Genomic DNA, 11,839 nt, shown 5'->3' on the forward strand with positions numbered 1-11,839 from the left:
CCTCAAGATATTTTATTCTACATTCTTAGTATAACTCCCTTCAATAGATTAAAAAAGACCAAATAAAGCACATGTCTGTGTTCAAGATTGGACTATTTTTCACAACTAAAAAAGCCGGGAATTTTATCCCTAGCCAGTCATCTTATTCTTTCATTCTTCCATTGAAGTTGATAATAATTCTTCGTTGACAAGTTTTTGAATTTTATTTTTCAGCTCTTGTGTACGCGTTGAATCCTTGAGGTATTGTGACAAAATTCGTTCTAAATCTTGACTAAATCGCACGCCTTTAGTAGAAAGGGTCTGATCTTTCACAAAAGAAGTAATATTCAATACGTCCTCGTAGTCCAAAATGGGCTGAACCTGGATCGTTGGCAGAGTGGTTTCCAATCCGTCATTTGTCGTAATTAATAAATCCACATTTAAAATGTCTTCGACGCTTTTGAATTGTTCTGTCGTAAAAACAGCACTTAAATTTTCATTTGGTAAATGATACAAGCACTGTTTGAGTAGCAATTTCTGCACAGCTACTCCTTCATCACAGACTAAATAAATCCGTTTGGCATCTTGTTTTTCAGCACGATTATGTTTTAAGAATCCACCCATATGAAGAGCAAGATAAGCAACTTCATCATCAGTTAGTGAAATAAGCCATGCTTCCTCCAAAATCACAGAGCAAGACTTGGTGACTGCAAACAAATCTGCATATTTTTCCTTGATCTGTCGTGTCAATGGATTTTTAGACAGAATGCCGTAGGTTTTACGAAACAGCAAAGCCTTGCAGTGCGTCAATAAATTTCGCAACAAATCTTCTTTATTTTCAATTTCAAAGTGCGAACTAACTTCAAACCGCCAGATAAACTCATCAATCGCTTCTTTTAATTGGACAAAATCTTGACTGGTTGCATGAATATCCCTGTCCTTTCGGTAAGAAAGCAAAAGAACGGCTAAGAGAGAAATTTCAATATCATTTAATTGCAAGCCAAATGTTGCCTGTAAATTACTATTCAAATTCTTGGCTGCTTGGTATTCTATCCGCTTGCGAATCAAGGTAAACTCACGCTTCAAATCTTCCTGTTCTTCCTCACTTAAAGCCATATTTCGACAGCTCAACAGAAGATATGGTAAGACTTGCAACATAAATTTGATTTCATGGCGATTGATTTTCTTACCTAAATCCTGCTCCACATCTTGTACTCTTTGGTTAAGAAAGTCTTGTAAATCATCCGACAGAAGAATCTCATCACCAACAAAATTCCTTATCTTCTTTGTTAAAATCGTAACAAAACTATGATTTCCCTCTACAAAAATGTGATACAAGAGAGAATGAACATATTGGATTTTATTGAGTGGATGACATTTTAAAAAATATCCTTGCGCTTTCGTGGAAGCGAGATTGACTTGATACTGCTCCGAAGCTAACTGATTGCGGATTTCATTCAAATCATTGAGAACCGTATTGCGGGATACTTCTGTCAATTCCATTAGCTTTTCAATAGTCACACGCTCCTTAGCAATACAGATATAAAGCACAGTCAGCTGCATACGCTCGGTCATGCTCATGACATAGCTATAAGAGTCAACGCCTTCCAATAACGCTTGGCAGAGTTCTTTTTGGTGTGCGGTTAAGACAATCCCTACTCTAGGACGGCTGCTAATGACTTCGCCAGCATCCGCTAAGGCATCATTGATTTTTTCTAAATGATAATAGATTTTCCTCCGCGATTGACTGGTTGCCCGTGAAATGGTCATAATCGTTTCTGGCTCTTCCAACTGAATGAGGTATTTTAGTAAGTCACAACTTGTTTGATCCAATAATATCATCATTTACTCCTTGAAAGGGATTGCAAACCATTATAACATCTTTTCACACATCATTCACATGAAATCGAAAGAATTTATTCGTTATTTTGGTCATTTTTAGCGCTTTTTCATAGCAAAATGAGAAAAGCAAGGCGAGGAACCGGCATCATGACTGCTCTCAATCATGGTAGTCGTCCTCCTCCTTGATTTTTCATAATTATTTTTTCTGTCCGTAGTAAGCATTCTTTCCGTGTTTTCGCAGGTAATGCTTGTCTTTAAGATCTTGCGGCACTTCCGTCACTTCTGGATTGATAGCTTCTGTGTAGCGTGCCATGCGAGCGGCTTCTTCCAGAACAACTGCATTATAAACAGCAGACTTTTCGTCCTTGCCCCAAGCAAATGGTCCGTGGTTGCGGACGGTTACACCTGCTACTGCGAGCGGATCTAAGCCACGTTTGGCAAATTCTTCGATAATGACTTTCCCAGTTTCTTTTTCGTACTCGCCATTGATTTCCTCTGGTGTCAAGGCACGAGCGCATGGAATTGGACCGTAGAAAGTATCAGCATGCGTAGTGCCATAGCATGGAATATCGCGTCCCGCCTGCGCCCAAGCCACTCCTTCTGTCGAGTGCGTATGAACAATGCCACCCACTTCTGGAAATGCTTTGTACAGTTCCACATGCGTCGGCAAATCTGACGACGGATTCAGGTCTCCTTCGACAATATTACCATCCAAATCAGTCACAACCATATTTTCTGGAGATAATTTTTCATACGCCACACCAGAAGGTTTAATGGCAATCAAGCCCTTCTCACGGTCAATTGCCGAAACATTTCCCCAGGTAAATTTCACCAAACCATGCTCTGGAAGCTCCATATTGGCTTTATAAACACGGTCTCGTAATTCTGGTACTAACATTCACATAACCCCGCTTTCTCAATGAGTGGATAAAGGAAATCTTGCGCTTCTTTGATAGCAGCTTTGGTTTCTTCCACCGTTTCGCAATTCTCAGACCACATTTCAATCAAGAACGGTCCTTGGTAGTTAGTTTTTTTCAAAATGGCAAACATTTCTTCCCAATTGACACAACCTTTGCCAAAAGGAACATCGCGAAATTGTCCTTTAGAATGCTCCGTTACGGCATAGGTATCTTTTAGATGAAGAGCCGCAATTGCCTGATGACCAAGGTAAAATTCACTCCTAAGGTCATTGTGCCAAGCAGAAACATTGCCTGTATCTGGATAGACAAAGAGATAAGGCGAATTGATTTCTTTTTCCACAGCCAAATACTTCTCAATGCTGTTGATAAATGGATCATCCATGATTTCAATCGCCAACATAACTTGTGCCTGTTCAGCCCAATCACATGCTAGACGCAGATTTTTTAAGAAACGAGCACGCGTTTCAGGTGATTTCTCTTCGTAATAAACATCATAACCCGCTAATTGAATGACCCGCACACCTAAATCCTGTGCTAACTCGATACATTGTTTCATCGTTTCAAGCGATTTTGCTTCTAACTCAGGATTGTTTGAGCCTAATGGATAACGCCGATGTCCACTAAAGCAAATACTTGGAATCCGCACACCTGTATCATAGATAGCTTTGACAATTTCTAGACGTTCTTTTTTAGACCAAGCGAGACGCGCCAGCCGAGCGTCACTTTCATCAACCGACATTTCCACAAAATCAAATCCCATTTCCTTGGCAAATTCTAACCGTTCTTGCCAAGAAAAATGCTTAGGCGTTGCCTTTTCATAAATTCCAATCGGACGTGTCATAGTTTACCCCCAGATTCGCTTGATTTCGTCTTTGAAAGCACGCGCTGCTGCTGCTGGGTTTTCAGCTTCTGTTATTCCGCGTCCAGCAATAAAGGTAAAGACATCCACTCCTTCAAAAAGTTTGAGCGTATCTACATTTAAACCACCTGTCACAGACACACGGAATCCCATTTCAATCAATTTCTTAACTTTATTGAGATCTTTTTCACCCCAAGTTTCACCCGCAAGAAGGGCATCACGTGATTGATGGTAAATGGCTTGTGAAATGCCAGCGTCAAGCCAAGTCTGAGCTTGCTCATAAGTCCAATCGCCGTAGAGTTCAATTTGAATCTCACCGCGCTCGCCACGTTCTTCTTGAATCGCTTTTAGAGCGGCTTTCATAGTTGGAATTGTTGCACAGCAAATGCAAGTCATCCAGTCCGCTCCGCGAACGGCATTATTTTTGGCAACCGTACCACCAGCGTCAGCACACTTGGTATCTGCAACGATGATTTTATCCGGAAATAAACTGCGCAACACTTCTACTAGCTCACTGCCGACTTGCAAGAGACAAACCGTTCCTGCTTCAATAACATCTACTTCATGACCTACCGAGACAGCTGCTTTAATAGCTCCTTGCAAATCAGAATGATCCAGTGCTACTTGTAAATTCGGTAATCGTTTTGTCATAATTTTTCTCTTTCTATTTTCTAATGGCTTAAATCAAACCAGTTACTAACTATCTAAATCTAATCCTTCTAAATATGGACTATTTTTTGACTCATCAATCAAAGCTAGAACTTCTGCTTCTGTTTGACATGCTAATAGGCGGTCAATAGAATTTTCCAATTCAAACAGGGCGATAATCTGCGGAATGGCAACACTCGTATGAATTTTTGAACTCGTTGCCGCAAGAGCTAACAAGACACTCACTTCTTTTCCGTCTGAGAAGGTTACAGGTTCTTTCAAAGTCACTAAAGAAAAGGCATCTCTTTGCACACCAGCTTCTGGACGAGCATGCGGCATCGCCATACCTGGCATCAAAATATAGTAAGGCCCATAGCCTTCTGTGGATTCGATAATGGCATTATAATATTCAGGTTTGACGGCCCCACTTTCAATCAATGGGTCAACAGAAAGTTTAATTGCTTCTTGCCAAGTCGAAGCAGAAAGACCCAACCGAATGGACTTGTTTTCAATCAATGCTTGCTTTAAATTCATTGTTTCTTCCTTTCGTTGGAAATGGAAGCTCAAAACAGATTATCAAAGAGAAATCCTATGTTGTTGAATCAGCACAATGGACTTCAACTTTGCTAAGTTTTCAGTTTCACGTATCCTTTTAAGCGAATGGGAGTGGGACAGAACTTATCTTGAAAATTTTAAGTTCGTAGTCCCACCCCCGCAAAGGTGCTTAAACACTTATCAAGCTGTTTAAGATTGTAGATGAAGAAAACTTCGTTTTCTTCAAAGGTGCTCTTCCGAGCTTGAAAAGTGAATGAAGAGTCCAATCACCTACTGCGTCATTCGTTTAATACTAAATGAGATAGAGAATAAAATACTTTTTGCTCAGCCTCTATATCAATTTCTTAAGCGACGAGGCTGAGACGAACCTCTAACCGCATCATTCCAATACTTGTGATAATTTTTCAGTAATTTCTTTGTCGTCCATCAGATTATCCAGACCAATCAATTTACCATTTGTCCGTCCGTCCAATTCATGAATCAAATGAAGAGAGGCAATGACAATATCATAACCAGAAGCTAAACTTTTAGCTTCGCCCACACTGCATGAATTGACAGTAAAATCTGTTTGCCCTAGTTTACGTAGAGCGTTTTCTACTTTCATCTTAATCACCATAGATGAACCCATACCATTTCCGCATGCTGTTAATACCTTAACCATATTATTTTCCTCCGTTAATTAAATCTATTTTTATTCTTCTTCCGCTTGGACATCACCACGGTAGTACGCTTCCTTGTCTTTTGCTTTGGCAAATTGCAACTGCGGAATAATCAGCAAGAATACACAAACAAGAATGTAACCTACAATGCCAAGATATTTGAAAAGATAACCAAAACCAAGCCAAGGGAATTCAAAGTCAATATTTCCATGGTAACCACCGTAAGAAGCTAGACCGAGAAGTGCCACACAGAGAGCACCAAGCGCTACTTGCAATACACCTGAAATAAAGGACAAGATAACTGCCGCTTTCCAGCCGCCACGCTTATCTGCATAAACTGCAATCGCTGCATTATCAAAGAATACTGGAACGAAACCAGTGATAATCAGAATTGGATTCTTAAAGATAATTAAGAGCATAATGGTAATCAATTGACCAATTAAGCCAAAAGCAAATCCTGAAAGCACCGCATTTGGTGAACCAAAACCATAAGAAGCTGCAACGTCCACAGCTGGGAATGAACCAGGAAGCAATTTGTTAGAGATACCTTGGAAGGCATTCGTCAATTCTGCTACAAACATCCGCACCCCTTGCATCAAGACAAAGAGATAAACTGAGAAAGTAAAGGCTGTTTGAATGATATACATGTAAAAATCTTGCTTAGCAGGGTTGTAAACTGTACCTGATGTAATGACTTTTGCATTGGACATGATATCCGGACCCAAAATTAAGAGAATAGCTCCAAAGAAAACCAACATCAACGTCGCCGAAGCAACCACTGTATCATGGAAAATAGACAGGAATTTTGGTAATTTCAAGTTATCAAGATTTTCTTCCTTCTTACCAAATTTACCTGCAACTTTATCCACAAACCAAATCGCAAATTGTTGTTGGTGACCAATCGCAAAACCACCGCCACCTGTCAGACGTTGTGTTGCTTCTACTGTCATATTGGAGCTGACTGCCCAGTAAAGTCCACAGATGACACCGATTGCCAGCACGCCCCAGCTATTACGCAATTGAGGAACAAGGAGAAGAACCATCAATGAAACAGTCGCTGCTTGTTGAACCATGATATGACCTGTAATGAACAGCGTCCGCACTTTTGTAATTTTCCGAAGAGCAACGAGCAGAATATTGACACCAAAACCAATCAACAGCGCCGTTGTTGCTGCTCCAACAAAGTTTGGAAATTCCTCTGCAATCTTTGTATTTGCCGCTGTTAATCCAAAGTAAGGGTCAATTACCGCTGCACCAATCTTAAACTTAAAGTTCAGAGCCGCTAAAATCGGACGGAAAGTTGTTACCAAACCTCCAGCCCCAACGTTCAGCAGCATATAACCAACTGTTGCTTTGATGAAACCGGCATAGACATCATGCGCTGGCTTTTTCAATAACGCATAGCCAACGAGAACCAAGAGACCTACAAAGAAGGCTGGATTCTGCAAAATATTTTGCGAGAACCAGTTCAGAATGTTTAAAATGATGTTCATTTTAACTCTCCTTTTTCTATTTTATTTGTTCTTTATAAGCCTATTATAAACCATGTAAGCGGTAACAAAAAGACCAAGAATTACACAAGCAACTGTTCACTCTTGGACTGTGAAAAATATGGGGAATAAAAAAAGAAGCTGAACAGCTTCCATGATTGTTCTACAATCATAGGAAACCGCCCACTTCTCTGGAGAATTATGCTTTTGTAGCTGAATCATCTGTTGCTTCCTCAATGACTAATTCATCATCTTTAAGGTCAGCTAAGAGATGTTTTACATCCAAATGATCCAGATGATAGTCGGTTACTTTGTCACGGATTTGTTGTTCAATCACACGGCGAAGCGGACGAACACCCATGACTTCATCGTAACCTTCTTCTGCTAGGTAAGCTTTTGCGGCATCCGTTACCGTCAGAGTGATGTCTTTCTTAGCAAGCGTTTGGTTGACTTCATCTAGCATCAATTCAACAATTTCAGCCAAGTCTTCTTTACCAAGGTGTGAGAATTCAATAACTGCATTGAACCGATTCAAGAATTCTGGACGGAAGTATGGTTTCAATCGATCCATAATTTTCATATCTTTTTCTTCGTCACCTGTAAAGCTTTCATAGCCAAATCCTGCGTTAGAAGTAGCAATAATAACCGTATTCTTAAAATTGACAGTATTTCCTTGTCCATCTGTCAAACGCCCATCATCTAAGACTTGCAGTAACAACGTGATGACTTGTGGGTCTGCTTTCTCAATTTCATCTAGCAGAATGATTGAGTAAGGATTGCGACGAACACGTTCTGTCAATGTATTGCTATTGTCGTCATAGCCCACATAGCCAGCTGTTGTACCAATCAACTTCGATACAGCTGTACGGTCAGAGTATTCAGACATGTCCAAACGGATAATCGCGTCTTTTGTACCAAACATATCTAGCGCTAATTGCTTTGCTAGCTCTGTTTTTCCGACCCCAGTTGGTCCGACAAAGAGGAAGCTACCAATCGGACGGTTACCTTCATCAAAGCCTGCACGATTCCGACGAATAGCACGCGCCACCGCTTCAACCGCTTCATTTTGTCCAATGACTTTTGTCTTCAAGCGCGCATTCATCTCTTTCAAGCGCTCAATATCGCTGCTGCCCATTTGGGAAACAGGAATACCCGTCATACGTTCTACAGACTCTGCCACATCATTGACAGTTGCTGTCACTTTCATGTCTTCTGTATGATTTTCAATTTTCTTTTCCAGCTCTTCAATACGCATCTTGGCATTCAAAGCTGTTTCAAAATCTTCTTTTTCAACCGCAGCTTCTTGTTTTGCCTTTTGTTCTGCAATTTCACGTTCCACTGCATGCACATCTGTAACGGGGTGTTGAGCTGCTAAGTGAGCCGCTGTCACGTCCACTAGGTCAATCGCTTTATCTGGCAAACTGCGTTGCGGAATGTATTGAATCGAATAATCCACAGCCGCTTTTAACACTTCATCTGGCAAGATAACATTGTGGTGTTTTTCGTATAAGTCACGAATTCCTTGTAAAATCTTATAAGTATCTTCTGCAGAAGGAGCATTTACCTTTACTTCATTGAAACGACGAGCCAGAGCTGCATTTTTCAAAATGGTGTTGCGGTATTCATCTTGCGTCGTCGCACCAATTACCGTTAAATCCCCGCGAGAAAGGGCTGGTTTCAAAATATCCGCCAAACCTTTAGAGCCACTATCTCCACCTGTGCTGCCGGCACCGAGGATTTGATGAATTTCATCAAAGAAGAGAATAACATTGCCCGCTTCTTTTACTTCAGAAACCAAATTTTGAATATTTTCTTCAAAGCTACCACGATACTGTGTACCTGCTTCTAATCCCGAAATATCTACAGAAATAATTTCTTTATTCTTAATAGCAGCAGGAACATCACCATTAACAATCGCCTGCGCCAAACCTTCAACAACTGCAGTCTTACCAACTCCAGCATCTCCGACTAGAACTGGATTGTTTTTCGTCCGACGAGACAGAATTTCTGCTGTTTCTTGAATTTCCTTGTTACGCCCAATGACGGGATCTAGCATATCTTGACGCGCTTCCTCTGTCAAATCACGACCCAACTTCGCTAAAATGCCATCTTGTTTTGGAGCAGTCGCTTGCCCTTGCATTTGTGGATTTTGAGCCTCCATTGCCTGTTTCGGAAGTTTCCCCGTTGCACGGTATTGTGCAAATTCCTCTGGTGTTACTTCACGTCCATTGATGAGATAACGCCGATTTTCACTATTAAAACCGCCCATTCTTCCCATCAATTGATTGAAAAGATCATCCATGTTATCAAAGTTGTTGTAGTTGTTGTTCATATCTGTACCTCACTTATTATTTTACATAATTTTTATAACCGCTTAAAATATAAGACAAAGTGAGTAACTCTATCTTTTGGATTTATACTTATAAGGACAGTTAATATTTTACATAATTTTAATCCTCTCTCAAAATAGAGATGAAATCTCTTTAACTGAACACAGCTAATAATTTCATCTTGTTTGAGCGAGTGTAACGGACTTTCTTTCCGTTTACAAATGTAATTATATACTATAACAACAAAAAAGTCAATAGATTTTTAGAAAAAATTTACATAATTTTTGTTTTTCTTTTCTGACTGACTTTACTTTAATATTAGTCTTTCTAGTTTAAAATTTTATGTTTTACATAATTTTTTCAAAATCAGACTTCCACTTTATCTCAATAGGACAAAAATCACCAAGCCAACACTTGATGATTCTTCATAGGTATTATTCAACTGTTACAGATTTAGCCAAGTTCCGTGGTTTATCCACGTCAAGTCCACGATGTAGGGTTGCGAAGTAAGCAATCAACTGCGTAGGCACGACCATAGAAATTGGTGATAGATATGGATGAACAGACATCAAAACAATATCGTCTCCTTCTTTTGCCACGTTTTCTTCCACAATAGTCAAGACATTTGCACCACGCGCTACGACCTCTGACACATTTCCACGAGTATGGCTGGCCAATTGCTCGTCAGAAGAAATCAAGGCTAATACTGGCGTACCGTCTTCAATCAAGGAAATAGTTCCATGTTTTAATTCTCCTGCTGCAAATCCTTCACACTGAATATAAGAAATTTCTTTTAGCTTTAGACTAGCTTCCATAGCAACATAATAATCTTGACCACGACCGATATAGAAAGCATTGCGTGTTGTAGCGAGTAAATCACGCACTTTTTCGTCAATACCGTCTTTTTCAGATAGTGTAGCTTCAATTGCTTGCGCTACAATGGATAATTCATGCACTAAATCAAACGTTTTCGCTTTTTCATTGCCATTAGCATCTCCAACTGCTTTCGCAAGGAATGCAAGAGTCGCGATTTGTGCTGTGTAGGCTTTTGTAGAAGCAACCGCAATCTCTGGTCCTGCATGAAGTAGCATCGTGTGAGTCGCTTCACGAGACAACGTTGAACCCGGTACATTGGTTACAGTCAAGCTTGGAATTCCCATAGCATTGGCTTTGACCAAAACCTGACGGCTGTCGGCTGTTTCGCCAGATTGGCTAATCAAGATAAACATTGGTTTCTTGCTAAGCAATGGCCATCTGTAGCCCCACTCAGAAGAAATTCCCAATTCGACCGGTGTATCCGTTAATTCTTCTAGCATGCGCTTGGTCGCAAAACCAGCATGATAAGAAGTTCCAGCTGCCAAAATATACAAGCGGTCAGCTTCTTGAACGGCTTGGATAATGGCTGGGTCTACTGAGACTTTATCATTTTCAGCCGTATAAGCTCGGATGAGTTTGCGCATCACAGTTGGCTGCTCATCAATCTCCTTCAACATGTAGTAAGGATAAGTGCCTTTACCAATGTCAGACAAATCAAGCTCTGCCGTGTAGCTTTCACGCTCAACAGGATTACCATCATAATCTTGCACTTGAACACCATCTTTTGTCACAATGACCAATTCTTTGTCGTGAATTTCCATAAATTCACTTGTTTCACGGATCATTGCCATAGCATCCGAGCAGACCATATTGTAGCCATCCCCCAAGCCAACCAAAAGAGGGGATTTATTTTTGGCAACATAAACTGTATCTGCATCTTTTGCATCCATCAAAGCAAAAGCATAAGAGCCTTCGATAATATGAAGAGCCTTTTTGAATGCTTCAAGAACTGATAAATCCTCTTCCTCAACGAATTTTCCAATCAAGTGAACCGCAATTTCTGTATCCGTTTGACCTTTTAAATCATGTCCAGCGAGATAAGTGTTCTTGATGTCTAGGTAATTTTCAATCACACCATTATGCACCAAAACAAAGCGTCCAGTTTGAGAAGTATGTGGATGCGCATTGCTTTCGCTTGGTTTTCCATGCGTTGCCCAGCGTGTATGCCCAATACCAGCAGTTCCAGCCACATCAATCCCGATTTTTGCACGAAGATCAGCTATGCGACCAACTGATTTCACCAAACTAGATGTTTTCCCATTGGTCACAAAAATCCCAGCCGAATCATAACCCCGGTATTCTAATTTTTCTAGACCTTGCATTAAAATATCTGTTGCATTTCGATTTCCAACAACTCCAACGATTCCACACATACTATTATTTATAGCAAACAACTTTCAGAAGTCTGCTATTTCCTCCTTCGTTTTATAAATTGGTATAGTCTAATAACAACTATCCAAAACAAGCGAAATCAGTATATAATTTTATTGTAAATTTGTCAACAAGAAAATTGGTATAGTTCAAAAAGAAAGTATAGAGGAAATCAAAAGACTTTTAAATAGCTCATTCTCCCACCTGCACGGTTGATTCAGATATCTTTATCCACATTTTATGTTTCAGGAGTATTAGGTAATCACTTCAACAATCTTTTTTTCAAACAAAAATGAAAGAGAGTGAGACA

General features: G+C 40.1%; 9 protein-coding genes. All 9 read right to left on the reverse strand.

Features of this window, described 5'->3' with window-relative positions:
- Nucleotides 1–150: 150 nt before the first annotated feature.
- The 9 genes from RG565_RS06245 to glmS all read right to left on the reverse strand — a co-directional run bounded on the left by RG565_RS06245 (nt 151) and on the right by glmS (nt 11,531).
- The gene (locus RG565_RS06245) at nt 151–1,821 is read right to left on the reverse strand and encodes a transcription antiterminator (protein ID WP_247937385.1); all 1,671 of its coding nucleotides are present in this window, start codon (nt 1,819–1,821) and stop codon (nt 151–153) included.
- A gap of 196 nt (nt 1,822–2,017) precedes the next feature.
- The gene (locus tag RG565_RS06250; RefSeq protein WP_247937363.1) at nt 2,018–2,719 is read right to left on the reverse strand and encodes an L-ribulose-5-phosphate 4-epimerase; all 702 of its coding nucleotides are present in this window, start codon (nt 2,717–2,719) and stop codon (nt 2,018–2,020) included.
- On the reverse strand, nt 2,713–3,582 hold the full coding sequence (locus tag RG565_RS06255; RefSeq protein WP_003039096.1) for an L-ribulose-5-phosphate 3-epimerase: 870 nt from the start codon (nt 3,580–3,582) through the stop codon (nt 2,713–2,715). The genes RG565_RS06250 and RG565_RS06255 overlap by 7 nt, the downstream gene beginning before the upstream one ends.
- A 3-nt stretch (nt 3,583–3,585) precedes the next feature.
- A complete protein-coding gene (locus RG565_RS06260) occupies nt 3,586–4,251 on the reverse strand; it encodes a 3-keto-L-gulonate-6-phosphate decarboxylase UlaD (RefSeq protein WP_151379948.1) in 666 nt (221 codons plus the stop codon).
- A gap of 45 nt (nt 4,252–4,296) precedes the next feature.
- Entirely contained in the window at nt 4,297–4,782 is a 486-nt protein-coding gene (locus tag RG565_RS06265) for a PTS sugar transporter subunit IIA (protein WP_308937459.1), read from the reverse strand.
- Nucleotides 4,783–5,182: 400 nt separating this feature from the next.
- Nucleotides 5,183–5,464: a PTS sugar transporter subunit IIB gene (locus RG565_RS06270; protein WP_003032305.1), complete on the reverse strand. Its 282-nt coding sequence runs from the start codon at nt 5,462–5,464 to the stop codon at nt 5,183–5,185.
- Nucleotides 5,465–5,494: 30 nt separating this feature from the next.
- Nucleotides 5,495–6,955: a PTS ascorbate transporter subunit IIC gene (locus RG565_RS06275; RefSeq protein ID WP_049533280.1), complete on the reverse strand. Its 1,461-nt coding sequence runs from the start codon at nt 6,953–6,955 to the stop codon at nt 5,495–5,497.
- 196 nt (nt 6,956–7,151) lie between these two features.
- Nucleotides 7,152–9,284 carry an ATP-dependent Clp protease ATP-binding subunit gene (locus tag RG565_RS06280; protein ID WP_247937364.1) on the reverse strand — a complete coding sequence of 711 codons (2,133 nt, stop codon included), beginning with the start codon at nt 9,282–9,284 and terminating at the stop codon, nt 7,152–7,154.
- 432 nt (nt 9,285–9,716) lie between these two features.
- Entirely contained in the window at nt 9,717–11,531 is a 1,815-nt protein-coding gene (gene glmS / locus RG565_RS06285; RefSeq protein ID WP_247937386.1) for a glutamine--fructose-6-phosphate transaminase (isomerizing), read from the reverse strand.
- Nucleotides 11,532–11,839: the final 308 nt, after the last annotated feature.

This window comes from Streptococcus sp. IsoGale021 (genome assembly GCF_031142795.1).
In the GTDB taxonomy this organism is placed as follows: Bacteria; Bacillota; Bacilli; order Lactobacillales; family Streptococcaceae; genus Streptococcus; species Streptococcus hominis.